21 protein-coding genes are annotated in these 24,911 nt (G+C 63.4%); 11 read left to right on the plus strand and 10 right to left on the minus strand.

Translation table 11 applies throughout. From position 1 onward, the window contains the following. Window positions 1–4: 4 nt before the first annotated feature. From AC731_RS01445 to AC731_RS01475, 7 genes are all read right to left on the minus strand, one after another. Window positions 5–253 (minus strand): hypothetical protein, encoded by a 249-nt coding sequence (locus AC731_RS01445; protein ID WP_048708808.1) that lies wholly within the window; start codon window positions 251–253, stop codon window positions 5–7. A 97-nt stretch (window positions 254–350) separates the two neighbouring features. After that, window positions 351–1,298 (minus strand): hypothetical protein, encoded by a 948-nt coding sequence (locus AC731_RS01450; RefSeq protein ID WP_082794219.1) that lies wholly within the window; start codon window positions 1,296–1,298, stop codon window positions 351–353. Window positions 1,299–1,568: 270 nt separating this feature from the next. Next, window positions 1,569–4,571 (minus strand): hypothetical protein, encoded by a 3,003-nt coding sequence (locus AC731_RS01460; RefSeq protein ID WP_048708811.1) that lies wholly within the window; start codon window positions 4,569–4,571, stop codon window positions 1,569–1,571. Beyond that, the gene (locus tag AC731_RS19735; RefSeq protein ID WP_043746762.1) at window positions 4,568–4,822 is read right to left on the minus strand and encodes a hypothetical protein; all 255 of its coding nucleotides are present in this window, start codon (window positions 4,820–4,822) and stop codon (window positions 4,568–4,570) included. The genes AC731_RS01460 and AC731_RS19735 overlap by 4 nt, the downstream gene beginning before the upstream one ends. After that, window positions 4,819–5,010 carry a helix-turn-helix transcriptional regulator gene (locus AC731_RS01465; protein ID WP_048708813.1) on the minus strand — a complete coding sequence of 64 codons (192 nt, stop codon included), beginning with the start codon at window positions 5,008–5,010 and terminating at the stop codon, window positions 4,819–4,821. The genes AC731_RS19735 and AC731_RS01465 overlap by 4 nt, the downstream gene beginning before the upstream one ends. 899 nt (window positions 5,011–5,909) lie before the next feature. Beyond that, the gene (locus tag AC731_RS01470; protein ID WP_048708815.1) at window positions 5,910–6,395 is read right to left on the minus strand and encodes a DUF3489 domain-containing protein; all 486 of its coding nucleotides are present in this window, start codon (window positions 6,393–6,395) and stop codon (window positions 5,910–5,912) included. Window positions 6,396–6,406: 11 nt separating this feature from the next. Further along, window positions 6,407–6,610: a hypothetical protein gene (locus AC731_RS01475; RefSeq protein WP_048708816.1), complete on the minus strand. Its 204-nt coding sequence runs from the start codon at window positions 6,608–6,610 to the stop codon at window positions 6,407–6,409. A 181-nt stretch (window positions 6,611–6,791) separates the two neighbouring features. On the opposite strand from AC731_RS01475, the gene AC731_RS01480 reads away from it, so the two are divergent. From AC731_RS01480 to AC731_RS01510, 7 genes are all read left to right on the plus strand, one after another. Beyond that, window positions 6,792–7,004 carry a helix-turn-helix domain-containing protein gene (locus tag AC731_RS01480; RefSeq protein WP_048708818.1) on the plus strand — a complete coding sequence of 71 codons (213 nt, stop codon included), beginning with the start codon at window positions 6,792–6,794 and terminating at the stop codon, window positions 7,002–7,004. A gap of 35 nt (window positions 7,005–7,039) precedes the next feature. Continuing rightward, window positions 7,040–10,804: an N-6 DNA methylase gene (locus tag AC731_RS01485; protein ID WP_048708821.1), complete on the plus strand. Its 3,765-nt coding sequence runs from the start codon at window positions 7,040–7,042 to the stop codon at window positions 10,802–10,804. A 12-nt stretch (window positions 10,805–10,816) separates the two neighbouring features. Continuing rightward, complete coding sequence (locus AC731_RS01490; RefSeq protein ID WP_048708822.1) at window positions 10,817–13,324, plus strand: McrB family protein; 2,508 nt, start codon at window positions 10,817–10,819, stop codon at window positions 13,322–13,324. 9 nt (window positions 13,325–13,333) lie between these two features. Continuing rightward, window positions 13,334–14,710, plus strand: coding sequence for an McrC family protein (locus tag AC731_RS01495; RefSeq protein ID WP_048708824.1), 1,377 nt, complete (start codon window positions 13,334–13,336; stop codon window positions 14,708–14,710). After that, entirely contained in the window at window positions 14,707–17,100 is a 2,394-nt protein-coding gene (locus AC731_RS01500; protein WP_048708825.1) for a TOTE conflict system archaeo-eukaryotic primase domain-containing protein, read from the plus strand. The genes AC731_RS01495 and AC731_RS01500 overlap by 4 nt, the downstream gene beginning before the upstream one ends. A 126-nt stretch (window positions 17,101–17,226) precedes the next feature. Continuing rightward, window positions 17,227–17,496 (plus strand): ribbon-helix-helix domain-containing protein, encoded by a 270-nt coding sequence (locus AC731_RS01505; protein WP_048708827.1) that lies wholly within the window; start codon window positions 17,227–17,229, stop codon window positions 17,494–17,496. After that, window positions 17,483–17,884, plus strand: a complete 402-nt coding sequence (locus tag AC731_RS01510; RefSeq protein WP_082794220.1) for a type II toxin-antitoxin system RelE/ParE family toxin — start codon at window positions 17,483–17,485, stop codon at window positions 17,882–17,884. Before AC731_RS01505 ends, AC731_RS01510 begins: the two co-directional genes overlap by 14 nt. A 481-nt stretch (window positions 17,885–18,365) precedes the next feature. Here the strand turns inward: AC731_RS01510 and AC731_RS01515 are convergent, their stop codons facing one another. Further along, on the minus strand, window positions 18,366–19,250 hold the full coding sequence (locus AC731_RS01515) for a pirin family protein (RefSeq protein ID WP_048708830.1): 885 nt from the start codon (window positions 19,248–19,250) through the stop codon (window positions 18,366–18,368). 331 nt (window positions 19,251–19,581) lie between these two features. Here AC731_RS01515 and tyrS point away from each other — a divergent pair, with 331 nt between their 5' ends. The 4 genes from tyrS (at window position 19,582) to AC731_RS01535 (ending at window position 23,294) form a co-directional block, all read left to right on the plus strand. After that, entirely contained in the window at window positions 19,582–20,820 is a 1,239-nt protein-coding gene (gene tyrS, locus AC731_RS01520; protein WP_048708832.1) for a tyrosine--tRNA ligase, read from the plus strand. Between the two features lie 412 nt (window positions 20,821–21,232). Next, window positions 21,233–21,568 (plus strand): DUF5710 domain-containing protein, encoded by a 336-nt coding sequence (locus tag AC731_RS01525; protein WP_048710451.1) that lies wholly within the window; start codon window positions 21,233–21,235, stop codon window positions 21,566–21,568. Window positions 21,569–21,570: 2 nt separating this feature from the next. After that, window positions 21,571–22,182, plus strand: coding sequence for a 3'-5' exonuclease (locus AC731_RS01530; protein ID WP_048708834.1), 612 nt, complete (start codon window positions 21,571–21,573; stop codon window positions 22,180–22,182). A 125-nt stretch (window positions 22,183–22,307) separates the two neighbouring features. Further along, window positions 22,308–23,294, plus strand: coding sequence for a diaminopimelate dehydrogenase (locus tag AC731_RS01535; RefSeq protein WP_048708836.1), 987 nt, complete (start codon window positions 22,308–22,310; stop codon window positions 23,292–23,294). A 22-nt stretch (window positions 23,295–23,316) separates the two neighbouring features. On the opposite strand, the gene AC731_RS01540 is transcribed toward AC731_RS01535, so the two are convergent. Beyond that, window positions 23,317–23,946, minus strand: a complete 630-nt coding sequence (locus AC731_RS01540; RefSeq protein WP_048708837.1) for an SAM-dependent methyltransferase — start codon at window positions 23,944–23,946, stop codon at window positions 23,317–23,319. Between the two features lie 32 nt (window positions 23,947–23,978). Next, on the minus strand, window positions 23,979–24,854 hold the full coding sequence (yghU, locus tag AC731_RS01545) for a glutathione-dependent disulfide-bond oxidoreductase (protein WP_004292737.1): 876 nt from the start codon (window positions 24,852–24,854) through the stop codon (window positions 23,979–23,981). Window positions 24,855–24,911 lie beyond the last annotated feature (57 nt).

The following is a 24,911-nucleotide window of genomic DNA, read 5'->3' on the forward strand; positions in this document are numbered from 1 at the left end:
GATCTCAGTCCTCCCACACGGCGGTGCCGCCCAGCGTGATCCACAGGCGCTCCTCGTTGGCGGTTGCCATCTCGCGCGTGGCCACGCCGCTGGCGCAGTGCGTGCCGGATTTGCCGGTGAACCAGTACGTGCGCCCGTCGTGCACCACGCGATAGGGGCCGATGTGATCGAAGTCGGCTTGGATGGTCATCACGCCGCGGGGACGGTGGTTGGTGTCGGTGACCTGTACGCGCAGGGCTTGGTGGGTGCTCATTGCTTTCTCCGAGAGTGGTTTGCGGACCTCCATGAACGCGCTGTGCCGAGCAGAAGCCAAGTCAAACCAGGCTCTGCCCGGCGAGTTTGGAACGCCGTCAGTTGTGGATCGTGACCACGGTCGCCGCAGCGAAAGGGATCTCCTGCGGGCGCTTGCTCGGCGGATTCGGATCGGGTGCGTAGATCGGGCGCTCGTCACTCGCAGCGCCGGGGTGATAGACGTACAGCACTCCGGGTGAAATGCCGTATTCCTTCAGGCGCTGCGAGATCTGCCGTGCCAACGCGTCGTCCAGTCCGTGGTACTGCCGGTTCAGATCGGCCAGATCCGAGAACGCGAGCCCCTCGATCAGGTTGGGCAGCAGATCCCCCTGGTTGGGCTTGCCGATCAGGGTCATGTCGTAACCCGTGTTGCGGTCACCCTGAATGCTGTAATGGGCCAGACGCAGGGAGCCTTTCAGCGTCGACTCGACGGTCCTCATCTCCTGCCAGGCCTGAACGAAGGCACGTGCCGCCGTCAGCATCCGTTCTGCGCTGGGCTGGAATACGCGCTTCATCTCCTCGTGGATGAAGACCTCATCGACGTCGCGGGCCATCTCGGCGGCAAGGTCGACGATGTACCCCTCCAGGGCCTTCGCGCGTGCCGGCGCCTCCAGTACGAGTTGGGCAGCGGCCCGGCGCTCTGCCTGCTCAGCAGCGATCTTCTCTGCATGCTCTTGGTCGAACTGCGCCAAGGCCTCACGGTCCCCCATGGCTTCGAGCACCTCGCGGCGTACCGACCAGATCAGCTCCGGCTCGGGCTTGGGGTCCCAACCATTGACGACGCGACGGGCGGCAATCAGCGCGTTGATCGCGGTTTGGTACTGCTGGTTGCGCGCTTGCAGTTGCTGCAGCATGGCCGCCAGCGCATCCAGATCTCGAATGTCGTCGGCGGGACTGGCCGGCACCGCAGGCACGTCTGGCACGGTCGGCGCGGGCGGTTCGGTGGCCGGCGCGGCGGGCTTGGCCGTCTTCTTGGAGGCGGTTTTGAGTTGAGAAATCAGATTCATGATGGCTCCAGGGGGGTGAGGTTTCAGGCTTGCAAGTCAGCGGGGTAGCGGGGGTCACCGGGGCGAACGGTCGTGCTGACCCAGATCTGCGGCCCGAGCTGCTTCCTGATCGTGACGGGGGCGCCGGGACGTGGATTGAGCGCACGGATGACGTGCCAACCGTCCGACGCCGCCGATGGGGCGACGGCGGTGGTAGCCGGTTGCGGCGTCTCGGCCGCAGGTTGGGGGTTCAGCCCGAGGGCCTTGCTCCAGACGGGGTGGAGGTTGTGATTACTCACGCGGGTCTCCGTAGCGAATGCCGCGCTCTGCGCCGCGCGGCGTGGCGTTGGGGGTCAAGTCGAAAACGGGCCGGGCAGGCGTGCCGGCGCACGCATCCCCCGCGCGCCGGGCGTTCGGCCGCGCAGAACCCTCGGTCGTCGGGGCCGATGAATGGAGCGGGGGGTTTGGTGGCGTAGGGGGGGTTATTCCCCCTTCCTCTCTATGTTTGGCAACTGCGAAATCGCTCGCGTAAGGCGTGGCAAACCCACCTTCTGCACCAAACCCCCCTACGGTCGGCTTCACTTGCCACTTCGAGACGCCGTGTGCGCGTCCACCCCGCTCGATGCGAAGCCCCTCGCAGATCCGCCCGGCCATGCGCTCGATCCAGCGCCCCAAGCGTCGCGAGTTGATGCGCCCGTGTTCGCCGGCGATCTCCATCAGCACGTCCTGCAGCCGCCCCCGGTCGCTGTCCGCGGGGATGCGGCCGCTGACCACCGGGTCGGTCGCGAGCGTGATCGCCTCAGCCACCGACTTCGGCTTGTCGCCGAAGAGGGCGTGCCAGCAACTCAGCAGGCTGCCGAGCTTGCGCGTCTCTGGATCCTCCTCGTAGGAGGAGTCGATGGCGTCGCACGGATCAGCAACATCGAGCAGTCCCGCCTGGCCCACCCAGAGCACCGTCTGGCGGACCAGGTCCGACCAGTCCTCGAAGCTGGCAGTCCGATCGGGTGTGATCGGTGTGCCCGTGCTGAGATAGCCGCACACGAGGACCAGCGCGTGACGCACGAGCGTCTGGCGGTGCTCGCGTACATAGCGCTCCGGGTCGAGGGCAAAGGCGCGGCGGTAGGGCTTGTCGCTGTGCGGATCGATGCGACAGGCGAGCAGGCGGCGATTGAGGTCGCCGACCAGCGCGACGTTGTTGCCCGTGGCCAGAAACAGCCCGGTTGCCGGCACCGAGATCGTCACCGAGGCCCCCAGCACGCGGTCGCCGTATTCGCGTGCGGTCAGGTAGGCGCACAGCGCGGCGCTATCGAGCTGGCCAGCGATGTTGTCGAAGATGAGTGCCGGTTTGCCTTCGCGTAGCGCGGCCAACAGCCGCTTGCGCAGTTCTTCTTCCTCCAAGGTGGGGGGCATCAGCGAGGCCGGATCCGCGCCGGCCAGAATCGACAGGCAGGTCGCCAGCAGCGACTTGCCGCTGCCCGCGCTCGGTGCAGTAAAGAGAAACCCCGGCGCGGTCGGCAGCACCGCACGCAGCGTGGCGGTGAGCAGGGCTGCGAGCATCACCCCGCGATCGATCGGCCCGACGAACGGAAAGTCCTTGAACGGAAACCAGAGCGCGTCGATGGCTGCGCGCAGTTGCTCGACGCTCGGGTGCAAGGGGATCGCGGGCTGCTCGGGCTCGTTCAGGATCAGCAGCAGCCCGGTTTGTGGGTCATGACCGTCGCGATCGAGCACGCGGGCATCGAGGGTCAGGACCGGCGCGGTCAGCACCGCCCGCAGCTTGGGGAGCCCGTAGCTGCCGCGCATCGCCAGCACGCGCTTGGCCAGATCCAGCGGGCAGTCGACGGCGTACCAGTTGCGGGCTCGCTGGCTCAGCCGCTCGAAGTTGATCAGCGCGCTCAGATGCACGGTCAGCCATTCGGCGGTCACCGGATAGACCGCGCCGCGCGCACTCACATGCACGAGCTCGCCGCCACGATCGAACACAGTACCGTCGAGCCGCATCAGGTCGAGCACGCTGCGCACCAACCGGTGCAACTCGCCGCCGACCAGGCGCAGGGTGCGCGCAGGACGGTGTAGGGTGTAGCGCGTGCCGCCGTGTGCGTGACTATAGATATAGGGGCGACCGGCATTGCGCAGGTTGATCCACGCGATGCGCGCATCGCGCTGGTAGTCGGGCTCCAGCGGATCGGCGCAGCGGCGGTTGTGATAGCGCTCCGGATCGTCGAGCATCGCGCCGACACTGACGCGCTCGCCGTCATCGAGCACAAGATCGAAGTCGCCCATCAGGCGCTTGTCGCGCACCGCGCGCAGTAGAAGCTTGCGACCGCTCTCGACATCCGCTTCCGGATGGCGGCTCTGCCAGCTCGTTAGACGTTCCTCGACCCAGGCTGCATGGGCAAGGCTCACTTCATTCTGAAGATCGGGCTCCTGTTGCAGGGCGTGCTTGCGCGCTGCGAGTTGGGCTTGCTCGGCAGCGCTGAGCTCGGCCAGGGTGGCGACCGTATCGATCGGCGATGCGTCATCGTTGAAGATCACCGGATCACACAGGCGCTGCACCAGGGGCGGTTCGCACTGCGCACCGCCGCAGAAGTCCAGCCGTTCGGGTTGCCACACGGCTGCATCGACGACGGTGCGTTCGAGCAAGGCGCCCGAGCGCGAGACATCGAAGCGGCCGTGACCCGCGAGCCACAGTCGATCGACCAGCACCTGGCCAGCGCGGGGGATGTCGGTCGCGTCGGCGACGACGATGTAGAGGCGTTGACCCGTGGTCCCGCGCAGGACTTCGCCCGTCTCGATGTTCTCGATGCACGACGACGCCGAAGGACGCCACAGGTGGGGCGCGAGTTGCAGTTGCGGCCACACGGCGTACAGGACCTCGCGCCACGCCTGCGGGGCGAGTGCTTCGCAGCCGGGGGCAGGGTCGTAATCGAGCATCATCAGGCCCGGGCTGGCAGGCCAGTCAAAGTGTTCGCGGGTGCGAGAGACGATCGGCTGCTCGGAAGGGCGATGGATGAGATTCGGGTGATGGGCCTCGCGCTTGGGGACGATGCGAACGGTTGCGAATCGGGTGATGCCGAAGGCTGCGGCGTTGGCAGGGGTGAGTGCAGTCAGGACCGAGGCGAGCTCGGCCAGGCGCGTCACCGCCACTTGCTGCGCCCGTCCGCTGACCAACACGCCACCCGACTCACAGGTCAGCGTGCCGTCAGCGGCGAGGCGAAAGGCCTTCGATAGCCGCCGCGGTTGCTGCGCGTGAAACACGGTGAAGCGGATCGGCTGTGCGCTCGGGACGGTCATGAGCACTCCTCGTCGGAGAGCCGCGCCTTGAACCAGTCGCCGGTAATCTGGATGCAGTAATACTCGCGCCCCGGTCCGGATGCGTTGCGATCGGGCACGATCCAGAGTTTCTCGACGGGGTCGTAGGTCCAGGCGCCGACGCCAAAGAGCGCATCCAGGAACCGCGGCATACCCCCGTTGGCCAGCGCGCGTTGTACCTCGCGCTTGAAGTACCGTACGCGACGACGAGAGGGGGAAGCGGGGCCGCTCACGAACGGGCCTCCTGATGCGTCCGCGCGACGAGCCCCTGGGCTTCGCACGCCTGGACGGCTTCGAGCGGATACAGCACGCGGCCGACGACGCGCAGGAAGCGCGGTCCAGTACCCCGGCGGCGCCAGCGCTCCAGGGTCTTCTCGCTGATCTGCCAGCGGGCCGCGAGCTGTTGCGGGGTGAGATGCATTGCTGTCCTCCTGAGGGCGGTGACCACTGATCGACCGGTCCCTCGATGGGGCTCGGCGATCCGTCGTGATGCTCATGGAGTGACAGTATGGGAGATTGAAAATCGAGGAAAAGGTCGCGTATTCAATGGATTGGTGCTGATGGGCGACCTTCTCCGCTGACCTCCGCTAAAACGCGTTATTTCTCGATCGGGCCCGAGCTCGGTGCTTGCATGCGTAGCGCGAGCCCCTTTCGTGTTCGCCTTCGCAGCCCGGCTCAAGGGTGGGTTTGTAGGATTAGGGGGGTGTTTCCATCCTTACGCGAGCGATTTGGCAGATGGCATTTATATAGAGCAAGGGGAAGTAAACCCACTTATTCCACCAAACCCACCTTGCGCGCTGGATGTAGGGATCTTCAGGTGCCGGCGAGCGACGCCCGCCACCCCACCCAGGCAAAAGGGGTCCTTCCTGGCCGAATCGCCATGCGGGGGCGCGAGCGCAGCATTTCGCCACCGTCCGACCAGAAAACAAGGTTTGCAGGGTTTGCGGTTCGCACCTGGCTGTGTGGGCCAGCGGGCCGAAAGCCCAGTCATTGCGGGTCTGTGCGGGATGGCGGCAACGCAGAAGGTGCGAACCTGGGTGCGTGCCCGGTTTGCAGGTTTGCACCCCGGCCGCACGAAAACCGCCAGGGTCGAAAACTCAATGCTGACGCGGGTTTGCAGCCGATTCGCTGGCTGGGTTGCAGAAATCGGCCCACGAGCCTTTGCGCACCGTCTGACGCATCAGACACAGGTTGTCGTAAATTTCCGTGAGGCGCGCACACGCGCACGCGTATGGAGAGTTACGTGGAGCTGTGTCCGATGCGTCAGACGCGCCGGTGTATCCGCAGGGCCTCAAGAAACTGGACACCCTTGGCGGCAGATCACACCACCCTGTACACCCGTTCGCCGCTGTCGTTGTGCGCCAGCACCACGTTCAGGCCGAGCTTCTTGCGCAGCATCCCGGAAATCGCCCCACGCACGGTGTGTGGCTGCCAGCCGGTGGCAAGCATCAGTTGGAGGCTGGTCGCCCCCTGCGGGCGGCGCAGCGCCATCACCAGCGCGGCCAGCTTGGTGCCAGGGCGAACCGGGATGCCCTCCAGGAGCTGGAGATCACCGATGGTGTCCACGGACTGGACGTCATCCTGCGGCACGGGAAGCTGTTGGCCGATGGCCGCGTAGCCTGCGTCGGTCATAACGTGGCCGCCGTCGGCAGGCTCAACCCACCCGCGCTGCAGCAGTGAGGTCAGCACCTTGACCCGTGCGCCGCCACGCAGGGTGCCTGGCGGGATCACTCGCCCATCAGGACGGCGGGCGGCAGTGCGGAGCAGCAGGCTTTGAGCCGGGGAGAGTTTGAGCAGGGTCTCCATGATGGCCTCCGTCACTTGGCCTGGCCGTCGAAGATCGCCAGCAGGGCATCCAGCGCCTGATCGACCCTACCGAGGTCACCCACGTGGCCCCAGTGGATGGCGTCATGGTCATGGCCGAAGTGGTCGTCGGCCAGCTGCTGCAGCCGGTCCAATTTGGCGTGAATGGCGGCGGTGCGGGCGAGGTAGGCGTCGAGGGCGGTGGGCTTGGTGTTCATCGCGGGGCTCCTTGATTGGTGGATGACGCCATCATTCACGCGCTGAACGATCAGGAAGCCAAGAAAAGATGATGCCCACGGCATCGAAAGATCGTCTGGCGGCCTTCAACCTGATAAATTGCAGCTTTTACGATTGAAACCGACTTTATGCCACCCGAACCCCTGCTGCCGGAGCGCTGCTATGACCGCTGAACCATGGGTGTCCGTAGATCAGATCGCCGAGCATCTGGGTGTCACGCGCGATTCGATCTACCGCTGGATCGGCCGCAAGGGCCTGCCCGCGCATCGTGTGGGGCGGTTGTGGAAATTCCAGTTGTCCGAGGTGGATGAATGGGTGCGCGCGGGCGGCGCGGATGACACCACGGGCAACGGGCCCCCAAATGCAGCCTCGTGATCGGCTAACCATAACAAGACACAGGACAAGAACTAATGCTGACACAAGACAATTTGGCGGATCTGCTCAATGCCCTCGGTTTCGAAAAGAAGGGCGCGATACATCGCAAGCTGTTCGGCGCAGCCATCCTCGAGGTGAACTTCACCAAGAAGGAAATCACATATCCCGAAGCTGCGGGCCTAGTCATCAATGAACGGCAAACCTGCAACTTCGAAGCCAACGAAAATTTCGTTGTGCTCGAATGTGTACACCGACTGCTGGAAAAGGGCTACAAACCTGAGCACATCGAACTGGAGCCCAAGTGGAAACTCGGGCGCGGTGCCAGTGGCGGGCGCGCCGACATCCTTATCAAGGACAACGATGGTCGCCCCTTGCTGATCATCGAATGCAAGACAGCCGGGACCGAGTTCAAGCGTGCTTGGAACAAAACCCTGCAGGACGGCGATCAATTATTCAGCTACGCGCAGCAAATCAGCGAAACCCAGTTCCTGTGCCTGTATACCTCGGACCTGGATGCAAGCACGGTCAGCTACACCAGCCACATCATTGCGCACCGCGACAACGAAAAATACCTGGCTGACAATCCGCTGTTCAAAAGCTTCAAGTCAGTTACCGATGTGAAAGAACGTCATGCCGTCTGGCGTGACACCTACAAGCTCGATTACACAACCAAGGGCATATTTGAAGAAAACATTCAGCCCTATCACATCGGCAAAGACAAATATTCGTTGGCCGATTTGCACGCCATCTCTGCAACCGACCAGCAGAAGAAGTACCACGAGTTCGCCACCATCCTGCGCCAGCACAACGTGTCGGGCCGTGAAAACGCCTTCGACAAGCTGGTCAACCTGTTTCTTTGCAAGCTGGTGGATGAAATTGAAAACCCATCCGACCTGAAGTTTTACTGGAAGGGTGTGGCCTACGACACCCATTTCGATCTGATGGACCGCCTGCAGCAGTTGTACCAAGCGGGTATGGGCAAGTTTCTCGGCGAAGACATCACCTACATCAACCAGGGTGACGTCAACAACGCACTTCGATTTATCAAGCAGAACCCGGATGCCACGCAGCGGGCGGTGTGGAATCTGTTCATTCAGCAGAAGTTTTTCACCAACAACGATTTCTCGCTGATCGATGTTCACAACGAAAAGTTGTTCTACCAGAACGCCGAGGTGCTACTGAAGATTCTGCAAATGTGGCAGGACATTCGCCTGACCGACCCGCATGGCCACAACCAGTTCCTGGGCGATATGTTCGAGGGCTTCCTCGACCAGGGCGTCAAGCAGAGCGAGGGGCAGTTCTTCACGCCCATGCCGATCTGCCGCTTCATCATGATGAGCCTGCCGCTGGCCTCACTCGTCCAGCGCAGCGCCACACCGCCCAAAGCCATCGATTACGCCTGCGGCGCGGGCCACTTTCTCACAGAGCTGGCCTTGCAGCTCAAGCCCCTGGTAGAAACGCATCAGCCAGCGGCAGACCTCGCGGCGTACCACAAGGCCATGTATGGCATCGAGAAGGAGTACCGCCTCTCCAAGGTCGCCAAGGTGTCGGCCTTCATGTACGGCCAGCAGGGGATCAACATCTGCTACGGCGACGGCCTGATCAACCAACACGAGGCATTTCCGGAGATCAAGGACGGAAGTTTTGACCTGCTGGTCGCCAACCCGCCTTACAGCGTGCGCGGCTTTCTGGAAACGCTGCCCGAAGAAGAACGCAAGGCCTACACCCTCACCGAGACCATCAACGATCTCGAAACCTCCAACAGCATCGAAACCTTTTTCATCGAGCGTGCCAAGCAGCTGCTGCGCGCCGACGGCGTCGCCGCGATCATCCTGCCGTCCAGCATCCTGTCCAACGGCGGCAGCGCCTACATCCGCACCCGCGAAATCCTGATCCAGTATTTCGACATCGTCGCCATTGCCGAATTCGGCAGCGGCACCTTCGGCAAAACGGGCACCAACACCGTCACTCTGTTCCTGCGCCGCAAGAAGACCGCGCCGGACACCGCCGCGCACTACCGCGAGCGCGTGGCGGAATGGTTCAAGGGCTGCGATGCCAGCAAGCGCAAGCAGGTCATCTACAAGGACGAGCATCTGATCGCCCGCTACGCGGCACACATCAATGTGCCGCTGGAGGACTACAAAACCCTGCTCAAAGGCGACCCTAACGGCGCATGGACCGCGCACCTGGAGGCGGTCTACCTCGAAAAATTCAACAGCAGCACCGAGGTCGCCAATCTCTACAAGGCCAAGTGGTTCAAGACGTTGAAGCCTGCAGAGCAGGACGCCGAAGTCGAAAAACGCTACCTGACTTTCGTCCAGGCCATCGAGCGCGACAAGCTCTACCACTTCGTGATGGCCTGCGACCAGCCCAACCCGGTTCTGATCATTCGCAGCCCGACAGAGACCAAGGCCATCAAGCAGTTCCTCGGCTACGAATGGAGTTCCGCCAAGGGCGACGAGGGCATCAAGCTGATCAAGGATGCCCACGGTCGGCACCTCACGCCGTTGTACGACGAAACCAATCGGGACAACGCAACGAAGTTGAATTACAGCATTGCGGCGAATTTCAACGGCACGCTGGCGGCCATACCGTCGGCATTGCTGGACGTGGCGCGAACCGCTCCGTTGGTGGAGATGCTGGATTTCTCTCGGGCCGTATTCGAAAAGCAGATCAACTTGGCGAACAAGGGCGGCGCAAAAATCGTATCCAAGTGGCCAATTTCCCCATTGAGTAGCGTGGCTGAAATACGAAAAGGCACATCAATTACCCAGAAAAAGGCTATCCCCGGCGTTTATAAAGTCATTGCGGGTGGTATGACTCACGCTTACACGCACAATGCTTTCAACCGCCCTGCTAACACGATCACCGTCAGTGCCTCAGGTGCCAGTGCAGGCTATGTGGCGTTCTGGAAGGAACCAATTTTCGCATCCGATTGCACCACGGTGCGTGGAGCAGATGATGGGCATACGGAATACCTCTTCCATGTATTAAAAAGTCGGCAAGCCGAAATTCAGGCGGCTTCAAGTGGTGCGGCGCAGCCTCATGTTTATCCGAAGGATCTTGAGGCTCTACAGATTCCACAGCCTGACCCAGCCACACTGAAGAAAATTGTTTCTGAATGCAGGTCGATTGACGAAGAGGTCCAATCCTCGCGCGACGGACTTGAGAATGCTTTGGCCCGCATTGACGCGGAAGTCGCCAATATTTATGGGTCTTCAGCTGCACATTCAGAAATCGAAAAAATCTCCATCGACATTCAGTACGGCCTAAACGAAGCCATGAACGAGGGCGGTGTCGGTTACAAGATCTTCCGCATGAACGAGATCATCCGTGGCCGGATGGTGGACAACGGCAGCATGAAGCGCGCCGACATCAGCGCCGAAGAGTTTGCCAAGTACAAGCTCAACAAGGGCGACCTGCTTTTCATTCGCTCCAACGGAAGTCTTGAACATATTGGCAAGGTCGGGCTGTTCGACCTGGATGGGGAATACTGCTACGCCTCGTATTTGGTGAGGATTGTTCCTGACTCTTCCAAGGCGCTGCCGAGATATCTGGGCTGCATCATGAACTCGGAAGTTTTTCGGAAGGGAATGGTTTCTTTGGCGGTGAAGTCAGGCGGCACCAACAACATCAATGCAACGAAGATGAAAAGCATCAAGGTGCCGGTGCTATCCCTCGCGGATCAAAAGAAATTCATCGCCAAGATCGAGGCGCTTGAAAAGCAGATTGCAGACGCCCAGGAGGTGATCGACGGCGCAGCCGCCCGCAAGCAGGCGATCCTGCAGAAGTATCTGTAAGGAGCGGCCAGGATGAGCGACTTCCAAAAGCAATACGCCCTGTGGGATGAATTCCTGTCGGTCTGGCCCGCATCACGGCTGGCCACGATGACCCTCGACGACTACAGCCAGGCGGGGTCGAAGGACAGCTTCACCTACTGGATCGAATCGCGCCTGGACGAGTTGGGCAGCATCTGGGGCGGCTCGTCGTTCAAGTTCGGCGTGTTCTCGCGCAAGGACACCGAGGGCAAGAAATCCGACTCCAAGCTTTCCTATTCGGATACCCACGGCTGGTATTCATCGCTGGGCAGCACGGCGGAAGAGGCGTTCGAGAAAGTACGCGGTTTTGTTGTGCAGGTAGCCGATTGGGCTGCCAAGGGCAATCTGGATGCCATCGAGTCCTTCGATCACCTGGGCGAGGCCTTCAAGTGGAAGATTGCCTTCCATTACCAGAACCGGCAGATGCCGGTGATCGTGGACGTCTTCAAGCGTGCGTCGCTGGCGGTATTCGTCGGCGGCACGGCCAGCCAGAGTATGGCCACCTTGCAGCAAGCCACGCTGGCCAAGCGGCCCGAGGGGCAGGGCATTCTGGAGTTTGGGCGGCAGGTGTGGGAGGCGTGGAGCCAGAAAAATCTGGCAATCTGGAAGCTCTCGCATGGTCTGAATGACTTTTCTGCCGACGAACGCAAGCACTACCTGCAGGCCGATCTAGGCGTGATGCACGGTGAGACCGCCAAGAGACAGGGCAAGGATTTTCAGGAAGTGCCAGTGGGCGATCTGTTTTATCTGTGTCATGGCAACGACAGCCTGCCACTGGTGGGCCAGTTCATCTCTGCGCCAGAGCCCTGCGACAAGGGTGACGGCTGGCTGCAGCGCCGTTATCGGGTGCTGAAGCAGAACATTAAGCAGGGCGGTTACCAGGGTAGTCAGAAGGGTTGGACACCTAATTACCGATCCACCTTCAAGCCAGTTCCGCCACACGATCTGCCGGAATTCGAATCCACCTTGCTCAAGCCGTTCTTCGGCACCGATCTAGCCGAATTGGCCGCGCTGGCCGGTGAGCCGACAGAGGCGGCCAGCCTGGGCGATGGCGTGGTACCGCCGCCCGGTGCAACGCTGCCTAAGGGAAATCCGCGCACCGCGACCTGCTTCAACCGCATCTACTACGGCCCGCCCGGCACTGGCAAAACCTACACGCTGATGCAGCTGCTCAAGCGCGATTACGAGCCGCAGGCCGCGTCCATCTCCCCCGAAGAATGGCGCACCCAGCTCATTGCCGAGAAGGTGGCGGTGCTGAAGTGGTGGGAAGGTGCAGCTGCCGCGCTGTATGACCTGGGCGGCAAGGCCAAGGTGGCGGACATCGCAGAGCATCGTTTCATTCGGGCCATTACTGCCGCCAACGGTGCAAACCGCAATGTGCGACAAACTTTGTGGCGCACCCTGCAGAACCACACCGTCGATGAATCCACCACGGTGAAAATGAAGAAGCGTTTAAGCCCTGCCGTGTTCGACAAGACGGTTGACTCGGTGTGGCAGTTCGCTGGGGACTGGCAGGATGCGTGCGCCGATTTGGTCACCTTGGTCGATCAGCTCAAAGCAGGCCAGCAGGATGCGGCCACGGTTCAGCGCTACAGCTTCGTGACCTTCCATCAATCCTACGGCTACGAGGAGTTCGTTGAGGGCTTGCGCCCCGTGCTGAATGGCGACGCTGATGCGGGTGAAGTGGAGTACGAAATTCGTCCCGGTGCGTTTAAGGAACTCTGCCGCAAGGCCCGGCAGGCGCCTGATCAGCGCTTTGCGATGGTCATCGACGAAATCAACCGGGGCAATATCAGCAAGATTTTCGGGGAGCTGATCACCCTAATTGAACCTGACAAGCGCGATCCGCTGGACGGCAGCAAGCCACCTATTGAATTGACCCTGGCCTACTCGGGCGATAAGTTTTCGGTACCTGCCAACGTAGACATCATCGGCACGATGAATACGGCGGATCGTTCACTGGCCTTGCTGGATACGGCGCTGCGCCGCCGCTTCGATTTTGTGCCACTGCTGCCCGACACGCGCGCTGTGAAAGTGCCCGATGAGCCGCACAGTGCGCCGCTGGCCGGCTTGGTGGTGACCACGGACGCGGGCGAGATCGACGTGCGCAGGTTGCTGAAACGCATCAACGAACGTATCGAGGCCCTGTACGACCGCGATCACTGCATCGGCCACGCCTACTTCACCCACCTGTGGAGCACGACGGATGGCGCGCAGCGGTTCGAGGCCTTGTCCGACACCTTTCGCAATCGCGTGATGCCCCTGTTGGAGGAATACTTCTTCGAGGACTGGCGCAAGATTCGACTGGTGCTGGGCGACAACCAAAAGCCCGATGCGGCCCAGTTCATCACCGAGAGCGATTCCCACGAGCAGGCATTGAATGATCTGTTTGGCGACGACCACGGGCTCGACAGCTACACCACCCAGCGCCGCCATCAACTCCAGGCCTCGGCGTTCGCCAACCCTGCTGCCTACCTCGGCATCTACCAGCCCTTGGCGTGAGGGGGGCCAATGGCGCACAACCCGATCTACGAATTCGATGCACTGGTGGCTGCCGCCGCCGGTGTCACCGATGGCGTGGGGCTGCGCACGGTGCCGCCGCAGGTGTTTGCCTGGCTGGAAGCGCAGGCGCTGCGCCTGGCCGAGGTGGGTGAAACGCCCTGGCTGCGCTTGACCCAGCGACGCGGGCGACGCGCCGTACAGGTGACCAATTTCGTAGGAGTGATACGGGCACCGGATGGCTATCAGATCGAGGTGCTGCCAAAAGTCGGCAAAGCCATTGGCGGTGGCGACGTTGAGGCGCGGCAGTTGCTGATCGAAATGCTGCGCTGCCTGGGCGGATTTCGCCACATCCAGACCGACAGCGCCAAGCTGTTCGCTACCCGCATGCCCTTGCTGGAAGTGTTCATCGCTGAATTCCTGCGCGCCGTGGAGCATCTCGTCAAACGCGGCCTGCGCAGCGATTACAGGGCGCAGCAAGACAACCTGTTTGCCCTGCGCGGTAAGCTGCAAATGGCAGCACACCTGCGACACAACCTGTGTCGGCGCGACCGATTCTTTGCCGAGTTCGACGAGTTCTCGCCCAACCGACCGGAGAACCGTTTGCTGCACGCGGCGCTCAAACGAGTGCTCGCATGGACAGCCTCGCAGGCCAACCAGCAACTGGCACGCGAGCTGTGCTTCGTGTTTGCCGACGTGCCGGCATCGGAACACCCCGCCACGGACTTTCAGCGAGTACGCTTGGATCGGGGCATGGCGCATTACGAGGGGGCGTTGGCTTGGTCGAGGTTGATCCTGGAGGATGAATCGCCGCTCACCGGGGCGGGAGGGCACCATGCGCCGTCCCTGCTGTTTCCGATGGAGGCGGTGTTCGAGGCCTTTGTCGCCAAGCACCTTGCACGGCAACTTGAGGGAGGCTTTACGCTGCGCACGCAGGCCCGCAGCCTGTCCTTGGTCAGGCACATCGAACAGAACTGGTTCCGCCTGAAACCCGATCTGTTGGTGCAGGCATCGAAGGCGAATCGTTTGGTGCTGGACACCAAGTGGAAGCTGATCGATGGCTCGCAGGCCACGGGTTCAGACAAATACGGCTTGGATCAGGGCGACTTCTACCAACTCCACGCCTATGGCCAGAACTACCTCGACGGCCAAGGGGACGTGGTGTTGATCTACCCGAAGACGGATGTCTTGAACAAGGCGCTGCCAGTGTTCGAGTTTCCGAAATCGTCTGGACTGCGGCTTTGGGTGCTGCCGTTCTGCCTGAAGGACAAGCGGCTGCTGTTGCCGCCGTGCGGCAGTCTCGATGCGCTGTTCGTCCGACGGGATTCGTCGTTGGCGAATGGGTGCGACGCAGCCGACGTGGCCCCTCAAGATGTCGCCTTGGCATGACCGATGAGTTGGCGGCTCTGCGTGCCGAGAACGCCCGCCTGATCGCGCTGCTCGAAGCGCAAGGCATCGAGTGGCGGTTACCGCAGCCGATCACCTGGGTGGCCCGGGAGCAAGAATCCTCCCGGCTGTCCACCGCCGAGAAGGTCGCACTGTTCCGCCGCCTTTTTCGGGGCCGAACCGATGTCTATCCGATTCGCTGGGAGAGCAAAACCACAGGCAAGGCCGGTTACGCCCCGGCCTGTGCCAACGAGTGGCGCGCCGGTGTCTGCGAGAAGCCGCGCATCAAGTGTGGCGACTGCAGCAACCGCCTGCTGATCCCGCTGTCTGACGCCGTGGTTTACGACCATCTGGCCGGTGGGCACACGGTCGGGGTGTACCCGCTTCTGGAGGACGACACTTGCTACTTTCTCGCGGTTGACTTCGATGAAGCCGATTGGCGGGACGATGCCTGCGCATTCCTGCAGTCCTGTGGCGAACTCGGCGTGCCCGCCGCTCTGGAGATTTCGCGCTCCGGTCAGGGTGCCCATGCCTGGGTGTTCTTCGCCAGTCGGGTGCCGGCACGTGATGCGCGGCGTTTGGGCACGGCCATCATCAGCCACACCTGCGCGCGCACGCGGCAGCTCCGGCTCACGTCCTACGACCGGCTTTTCCCGAACCAGGACACGATGCCCAAGGGAGGATTCGGCAATCTGATCGCCTTGCCGTTGCAGAAGGGGCCGAGGGAAAAGGGCTACAGCGTGTTCGTTGATGCCGAGTTGCGCCCCTATCCGGACCAATGGGCATTCCTGGCGTCCATCCAGCCGATGGCCGCACACGACATCGAGCCGACCATGCTGCGGGCCACGGGTGGCGTCCATCCGCTGGACGTCACCTTCATCGATGACGAAGATCTGGCCACGCCGTGGAAAAGCGGGGGCACGGCGTCGAAGAAGGTGGCGGGGACCATGCCCCGCTCGTTGACGGTGACCCTGGCCAACCTGATCTACTTCGAAAAGTCCCAACTGCCGCAGGCGCTGGCCAACCGGCTGATCCGACTGGCAGCGTTCCAGAATCCCGAGTTCTACAAGGCGCAGGCGATGAGGATGTCGGTGTGGGACAAGCCGCGCGTCATTGGCTGTGCCGAGAGCTACCCACAACACATCGCCCTGCCGCGCGGCTGCCAGGATGCTGCACTGTCCCTGTTGCGAGAGAACGGGATTACATCTGACCTGCAAGACGAACGCTTCGCCGGCCAGCCGCTGGATGTTTCGTTCGTCGGCAATCTGCGTATCGATCAGGAAGCCGCCATCGCTGGAATGCTTCCCCACGATGCCGGGGTGTTGTGCGCACCGACCGCCTTCGGAAAAACAGTGACGGCGGCTGCGATGATCGCCCGGCGGGGCGTCAACACCTTGGTGCTGGTGCATCGCACCGAACTGCTCAAGCAGTGGCAGGAGCGCCTGCAAGCCTTTCTGGGGGTCGCCAAAGGCGTGGTCGGCACCATCGGCGGCGGCAAGGCCAAACCCACTGGGAGGATCGACATCGCCGTGATGCAGTCCTTATCCCGCCAAGGCGAGGTGAACCCGCTGGTCGAGGACTACGGCCACGTGATCGTCGACGAATGCCACCACGTCGGCGCTGTCTCGTTCGACGCGATTCTCAAGCGGGCGAAGGCGAAGTACGTGTTGGGCCTGACGGCGACCCCGATCCGCCGCGACGGGCAGCAGCCGATCATCTTCATGCAGTGCGGGCCGATCCGATACACGGCTGCAAAGCCGGCTGGTGCGCCTCACGATCTGGAAGTGCTGCCGCGTTCACGCTTCACGCGTATCGACCTGCCCACCGATGCAGGCATTCAGGACGTGTTTCGGCATCTCGTCAATGACCAGGTTAGAACGGAAACCATCGCCGCCGAGGTGCGTGGTGCCGTCGGGCAGGGACGCAAGGTACTGGTGCTGACCGAACGCACGGAACACCTGGATGCGATCAAAGCGACCCTCGATGGGCTGGAACCGGTGCCTTTCGTGTTGCATGGTCGAATGTCCAGGAAGCAGCGAGCGGCGCTGGTGGCAGACCTCGATGCGCTGCCGCCCGATGCACCGCGCGTTCTCCTGTCCACCGGCAAGCTGGTCGGCGAGGGCTTCGACCACCCGCCTTTGGATACCTTGGTGCTTGCGATGCCCGTCTCGTGGAAGGGCACGCTGCAACAGTACGCTGGGCGTCTACACCGGGAGCACGCCAGCAAGACCGATGTGCGAATCATTGATTTCGTGGACACCGGCCATCCGGTCTTGCTGCGGATGTGGGATAAGCGGCAACGGGGCTACCGGGCGATGGGGTATCGCATCGAGGAGGAGCGCGAACTTGGCGAAATCAGCGAAATTTGTTCCGTGACAACGGCTTGCCCGTGATTCCTCGGGGCGAAATGAGCGAAATTACGTGCCAGCACTGGCATTTGTCTTCTGTGTGCGCAATAGTTGCGACAAATGACGCCATAGTCGACAATGCTGCCATCTGATCGCTCCTGGATGGTTCCTATGTCTGAACGCATCAATGCCCGCCTGTCGCAACCCCTGGCTGAATTCGTGGATCGAATGGTCGGCGAAGCGGGGCTTTACGAAACGCCCAGCGAATACGTGCGCGACCTGATCCGCCGCGACATGGAACGGCGTGACGGCCAGTTTGTGCAGGAGGCCATCCTTGCCGGGTACCGAGACTTGGCGGCAGGCAGCGTCTTTGCGTCCAGCGGCGACTTCAAGGCCGACATGGCGGTGCTCGACCGCAAGGAAGCCGATGGCTGGAAATGACGTGCCATCACCCGCCACGTTCCTGCTGACCCGGAATGCTGCGCTGGATTTGCGCCGCATCCACACGCGGTCGCGCCGTGAATGGGGCGACGACGTTGCCGACCAGTACCTCACCGATCTTTACGCGGTCATGGGCGTTGCTGCCGCCAACCCGGAGAAGGGCCGCTTGCGGCAGTACCGTTCGGCGCCGTTTTTGATGATTCCAGCGCGGCAGCACTTCGTGATCTACGACCTCGTGCCGCACGGCATCGCGGTGCTGACGGTTCAACATCAGGTGCGCGACATCGAATCCTTGATCGCGGACCTGACCCCGGCCTTCCACGCCGAAGTCGAGCGGCTGAAGCGCAAACCTGATTGCCCCCGCTCACGCCCGCAGAAGTGCGCATAAGCTCGGGAGGCTAGTCAGCACTTGGTCAACCGTCCGCCACCAGATACCCTAAGATAAAAGCCTGATTCGTCGGGCTTTTTTCTTTTGTGCTTCAGGTTCGTTCTATCTGATCAGTCATCCTTGCTCAGTTTCAGGGTGACGTACGGGTGACAGCCGGGTGACCGACGATCGGCACCAAGGCTCCCACAGCGGTTCACGTCAGGTCAAGCTGCGGCGAGTCCTTGCGGCCCCGTAGCTCCCTCGTTCTGAGGTCGAGCGACGCACTGATCACCATCGGCAACATCACCATCAAGCAGGACAAGGGTGGACGCGAGCTTGTCCCCAGCCGATGGGGACAGGGTTGTGGGTGTGCTTGTGGATAGCTCGGTCAAGTCGTTGAGGCCAAGCCTGATTCGAGCGCTGCCCAATTTTTGAGCGGCGGCAGAGGTCGAGTGCCCGTCGAGATCGGCGGTCTCGTGGTCGCAGCTGAGCCCGAGAGCGGTCAGTCGCCGTTTCGCCACGGCAGGGGCGGGCCAACCAATCGCGGTGCCTGGCCGTCGCCGATCGTTCCGAATCGGGCGGCTCCTTGTTCCCACTCCGTCTGTGCCTGCGCGATGTCTGCCTTGCTGAAGCCGACGAAGTTCCACCACATCAGCACTGGCGCCTCGAACGGCTCGCCTCCCAGGAACAACACCCGAGCGCCTGCGGGTAGCGAAAGCTGCAGTTCGCTGTGTCCCTTGCCGAGGTAGGCGAGCTCGTCGGCGCGGATGGTTTCGCCGTCGATCGTTGCGTCGCCCACGAGGGGCATCAGGCCGTACTCGAAACCGGGATCCAGTTGGAGCGTGAGTTCGCTCGGGCTGTCGCAGGCGATGTCGATGCCGACCAGCGGGGAGTGGATGCGCGCCGCTGCGGTTCGCTCACCGTAGCGGCCGGCGAGCAGGGTCAGTTCTGCGCTGCCTTCGCGCCAGCGCGGGAGTTCGGCGTAGTGATCGAAGGCGGGCGGGCAATCCTTGTGTTCCGGCGGCAGGGCGATCCACAGTTGTGCCGCGTGCAGCCGATCGCCGTCGCGCAGCGAATCCTCGGTGTGGGCGATGCCATGTCCAGCGGTCATCAGATTGACCTGGCCGGGGCGGATGATCTGCTCGTTGCCCAGGCTGTCGCGGTGCAGGACCTCGCCCTCGATCAGCCAGGTGAAGGTCTGCAGGCCGATGTGCGGGTGCGCGCCGACATGCATGCCTTTGCCAGGGTCGAAGTCCACCGGGCCGGCGTGGTCGAGGAAGCACCAGGCGCCGATCATCCGCTGCTGGCGATTGGGGAGCGTACGGCGCACGAGCATGCCGTCGCCGAGGTCGGCGCTGCGGGGTTGGATGCGGACGATCGGGTTCATGGTCGGTGTCCTTGAGGCTGGGCTTGCTGAGCGCTGCGGGAGATTCTAGCCGCTAAAGTTCTGTGGGTTCTTTGAGTGACCCTCGTCGCAGGGCGGCCTGCGGCCCACACGGCGCGACGCTTCATGCAATCCAGTCTAGATCGCCGCAGCGCAGCACTTGTTTGCTAACATCGCGCCATGCGCCGCACAAAAGCCACTTTCGTCAGCTATTACGCCTACCGCTCATCACGGCGGTAGGGTCGCGCGCGCCCCAGTCCGCCCGAGGCGGACTGGTTGAGCTGATTGGCGGTCTCCTCGGGCATTTTTGGCCCCTCTTTTCCAGGAGACTGCAATGCCCCACGAGCTTTCCGACATCTTCCACACGCTGGAAGTGCGCGGATTCATTCACCAATGTACGGACCCCGACGGCCTGCGCAAGACGCTTGCGGAAGGTGTGCGAAGCGCCTACATCGGTTTCGATGCCACCGCCGACAGCCTGCACGTTGGCCACCTCCAGGGCCTGATGCTCATGCGCTGGCTGCAGCGTGCAGGGCATCGGCCGATACTGCTCGTCGGTGGTGCCACGACCCGGATCGGTGACCCGAGCTTTCGCGACGCGAGTCGTCCCATGCTCGATGAGGCGACCATTGCGGCGAACATCCGCGGTATCAGCAGTACCTTCGCGCGCTACCTCGATGTGAGTGAGGGCCCGCACGGCGCTATCGTTGTCAATAACGCGGACTGGCTCGACGGGCTGGGCTACCTCGAGTTCCTTGGCCGGGTGGGGCGCCATTTCAGCGTCAATCGGTTGTTGAGCTTCGATGCCGTGAGAGCACGCCTCGAGCACTCGCTCAGCTTTCAGGAGTTCGGCTACACCTTGCTCCAGGCCTTCGATTTCACCGAGCTGGCCGAGCGCCACGATTGCACCTTGCAGATCGGAGGTGCTGACCAATGGGCGAACATCATCAACGGCGTGGAGTTGTCGCGGCGCCAGGGCGGACGCCAGCTCTACGGCTTGACGATGCCGCTGTTGGTCACTGCCGACGGGCGGAAGATGGGAAAGTCCGCCGGGGGCGCGGTCTGGCTCAACCCAGACCGCCTGGCTCCGTTCGACTTCTGGCAGTTCTGGCGCAACGTGGATGACCGGGATGTGGCGCGTTTCCTGGCGCTATTCACGGAGCTTCCGATGGATGAGGTTCGACGCCTGGGGAGCCTGCAGGGCGCGGAGCTCAATGAGGCGAAGATCCTTCTCGCTTCCGAAGTGACGCGGCTCGCACACGGTGAGGCAGCCGCCAAGGCGGCGGCGAGGACGGCGACGGGCGTATTCGGTGGCGGCGAAAGTGACGAGGGCTTGGCGACGCTTTGCATCGAACTCGGCCGCGTCAGGGACGGCGTGACGCTTGCAGAGCTGGCGGTGCAGGGCGGACTGACCTCATCCCGGAGTTCAGCGCGGCGCCTGGCCGTTGGCGGCGGCCTGCGCCTGAATGGTGAGCAGGTCGGGGAGGCGGATATCACCTTGCCTGTTGAGGGGCGGGAGTGGCGCCTGTCGGTGGGGCGCAAGCAGCATCTGCGCATTGTCGTGAGCAGCTGACAAGGGCGGGGCCGAAGCCTTCGTTTCGGACCCGCCGCCAACCGGCAACGGTCCGTCCTCGACGCCCGCGCCCCGGCCGCCGCACTTCATCCGCGTGGTGATGGCGTCGTCCTCTGCGTCGTTTCCGCCAATGCATGTCGCCCATGGGCTGGAGACCCCGTGGCGAGGACGCGCCGTGGGGGCTCGGTGACGCGGTTGCCTGCCCGGTCTCGGTGAGGGGTTCATCGTGGCGTGGATCTTTTCCCCAGCCGGTGGGGACAGGGGTGTGGGCGAGTCTGTGGATAAGGGGCGCGGCCCCTTGTTCTCCGTGAGGTTCCGGGGAGCGCCTCATATTTAGGCAGTGCGAGGCCGCAGGGTGCCTTTGGCCGCGGAGCCTATAATGCGCTCCCGTCACGATGATCCCGATGCCGCCATGCGCCACAACCTGAAGGTCCCGTTTGCCGAGAAAGACCAGGCCAAGAAGCTGGGTGCGCGCTGGGATGCCGCGCGCAAGCTCTGGTTCGTCGAAGGCGGCCTGGACTTGGCGCCGTTCTCGCGCTGGCAACCGACACCGCATGACCCCTCGGTGGCGGCACCTGTGTCCGCGCCCGCACCGCGACGTAGCGCCGCGGCGAAGCCGATGACCGAGGCCAAGGTCCAGGTGGGCAGCCGTTTCGTGGCGCTGCCGCGGGTGTGCGACTGCCTGCCGTGGGATGACTGCGACAAGTGCCGGCTGCAGTCGTGGCCCGAGCCCCAGCGGGGGCGTTGAGCATGGAAGTGGTGGCGGTGATCGACTTCGAGACCACTGGCCTGTCGCCCGCGCAGGGCGATCGGGCGACCGAAGTCGCGGCGGTGATCGTGGAGGGCGGTCGGGTTGTGGACCGCTACCAGAGCCTGATGAATGCCGGCGTGCGCATCCCGGCCTACATCGAGGCGCTCACGGGCATCTCCAACGCGATGATCCGCAGCGCGCCCCCGGCGGACGCGGTCATGCGCGAGGTGTCGGACTTTGTCGGCGGCATCCCCATCGTCGCCCACAACGCTTCGTTCGACGCCAGGTTCTGGGATGCGGAGCTCGAGCACATCCAGCGCGAGCGGAAGCAGGACTTCGTCTGCTCTCTGCTCCTGTCACGCCGCTTGCTGCCGCTCGCGCCCAGTCACAAGCTCGGCGCCCTGGTCGAGTACGCGAAGCTGCCGGTCGCCGGTCGTTACCACCGGGCGCTCGCCGATGCCGAGATGGCCGCGAGCCTGCTGCTTCGGCTCGAAGAGGAGTTGCGGCTGCGTCACCGGGTGCCCGAGGTGTCGGTCGACCTGCTGCGCCGGATACAGCGAGCGTCGAAGGCACAGTTGCCAAGGTGCCTCGCGGCTGCGCGCGGCGGCTGACGTGTCGTTCCAGCGGACGCCTGGAGCGGGCAGCCCTCACAGCCCGGACTGGCTTCGACGATAATTGCGGCCTTTGACGCAACTCCGGGGCGTGGCTGCCCCGTAACCCCAACACGGATTCCTACATGAGCAGCAAGATCAGAATCGCCATTGCCGGCTATGGCAACCTGGGCAGAGGGGTCGAATCGGCCCTGGCGTGCACCCCCGACATGGAACTCGTCGCCGTCTTCACGCGGCGCGATCCGGCCGGACTCGTACTGCAGAGCGGCGGCGTGCCGGTGCATGCGATGGCGCGCATCGAGGACTTCGTCGACGCCGTCGATGTGCTCATCCTGTGCGGCGGATCCAAGACCGACCTGCCCGAGCAAGGGCCCGCACTGGCGGCGCTGTTCAATACCGTCGACAGCTTCGATACCCACGCCAAAGTGCCGGAGTATTTTGCCGCGGTGGATGCGGCGGCGCGTGGCGGCAAGCGGGTCGCGGTGATTTCGGTGGGCTGGGATCCCGGTCTGTTCTCGATCAACCGCCTGTATGGCGAGGCGGTATTGCCCGACGGGGCGAGCTACACCTTCTGGGGCAAGGGGCTCAGTCAGGGGCATTCGGACGCGCTGCGCCGCGTGCCGGGCGTGCAGGGCGCGGTGCAATACACGATACCGTCGCAGGCGGCCATCGAGCGGGTTCGCAGCGGTTCGCGCCCCAGCCTGACGACGCGCGAAAAGCACACCCGCGAATGTCACGTGGTGCTCGAAGCCGGCGCCGATCCGAGCGCGGTCGAGCAGGCGATCCTGACGATGCCGGACTATTTTGCCGACTACGACACCAAGGTGAATTTCATCAGTGCGGAAGCGCTGCGGCGCGATCACGCGGCCATGCCACACGGCGGCTTCGTGATCCGCAGCGGCACCACCGGTGTGGCGTCCTCGCAGATCATGGAGTTCGGGCTCAAGCTCGACAGCAACCCCGAGTTCACCTCCAGCGTGCTCGTCGCCTATGCGCGCGCTGCCTTCCGCCTCGGCCAGCAGGGCGAGGTCGGCGCCAGGACCGTGTTCGACATCGCGCCGGGGCTGCTGTCGCCCAAGAGCGCGGCCGAACTGCGCAAGGAATTGCTCTAGGCCCTGGCGCAGGCAGGCCCGCTCAGGCGGGCTTGCGCGCCACCATGCCGATCAGCGCCGACCGTCCCACGTGTCCGCTGCCCTCGGCGATGGTGTCCTCGTACTCGACCAGTTCCTCGATCTCCCAGTCGGCGAACGCCTCGCGCAGGATGTCCTCTGTGTAGAGGTTCTCGGCTGCCGACGGGCCGCCCGTGCGGTATTCGAGCTGCTTGGGCGTATAGCCCTGCAGCAGGATGCGGCCACCGGGGCGAGCGAGCTGCTTCATCACCTCGAACTGGCGATCGCGCCATTCCGGGCCGACGAACTGGATGAAGATGCCGATCACCCAGTCGAAGGCGGCCTGCAACTCGGCCGGCGGCCAGCCAGGCGCGAGCATGTCGGCCTGGACGAAATTCACCTCGACCTTGCGCGCCGCGGCGAGGTGGCGGGCCTTCTCGATGGCGACGGCGGAGATCTCGATGCCGGTGACTTCCAGACCCTGCTCGGCCAGCCAGACCGAGTTGCGGCCTTCGCCGTCGGCGATGGAGATGGCGTTGCGGCCGTCCTGCAGCCGTTGTTCGCGACGAGCGAGAAAACGGTTCGGCTCGGTGCCGAACAGGTAGTCCTGGCCGGCGTCGCTGTAGCGCTTGCTCCAGATGCTGTTCTGGTCCATTGGGGCGGCTCCTTGTGAAATGTCAGCGGCGGTCAGGCCTCGGGCTGCAGCTTGTCCTGGGTGCGGGTGTCGAAGTCGCCGGCGTCGTGGCGCTCGTGCAGCTGGCTGTCGAGCGGACCCATCACGCGGTTGACCATGCGCCCGCGCTTCACCGCAGGGCGCGCGCCGATCTCGTCGGCCCAGCGGATGACGTTGCGGTAGTCCTGCACCTGCAGGAACTCGCCGGCGTCGTACAGCAGGCCCTTGGCCATGCCGCCATACCAGGGCCAGATCGCCATGTCGGCGATGGTGTATTCGTCGCCGGCCACGTAGCGGCTCTCGCCCAGGCGGCGGTCGAGTACATCCATCTGGCGCTTCGTTTCCATCGCGAAGCGGTCGATGGCGTACTCGATCTTGGTTGGTGCGTAGGCGTAGAAATGGCCCAGGCCGCCACCGACATAGGGCGCGCTGCCCACCTGCCAGAACAGCCAGGACAGGCACTCGGCGCGTCGGGCAGGGTCGGTCGGCACGAAGGCACCGAACTTCTCGGCCAGGTACAGCAGGATGGCGCCCGATTCGAACACCCGGATCGGCGCCGGGCCGCTGCAGTCGAGCAGGGCGGGGATCTTGGAGTTCGGGTTCACATCGACGAAGCCGCTGCCGAACTGGTCGCCCTCGTTGATGCGGATCAGCCAGGCGTCGTACTCGGCGCCGCTGTGTCCGGCGGCGAGCAGTTCCTCCAGCATCACCGTCACCTTCACGCCGTTGGGCGTGGCGAGCGAATACAGCTGCAGCGGATGTCTGCCGCGCGGCAACGTGCGCTCGTGCGTCGGGCCGGCGACGGGGCGGTTGATGCTGGCGAACTGGCCGCCGCTCGGCTTGGTCCAGGTCCAGACCTTGGGCGGGGTATACCCGGGGGTGTTCGACATCGCGTGGTCTCCGTGAGGGTTCGGACTCAAGTCTGCATCATAGAGCGATGAACCCCG

It is taken from the genome of Thauera humireducens (genome assembly GCF_001051995.2).
GTDB classification, from domain to species: domain Bacteria; phylum Pseudomonadota; class Gammaproteobacteria; order Burkholderiales; family Rhodocyclaceae; genus Thauera; species Thauera humireducens.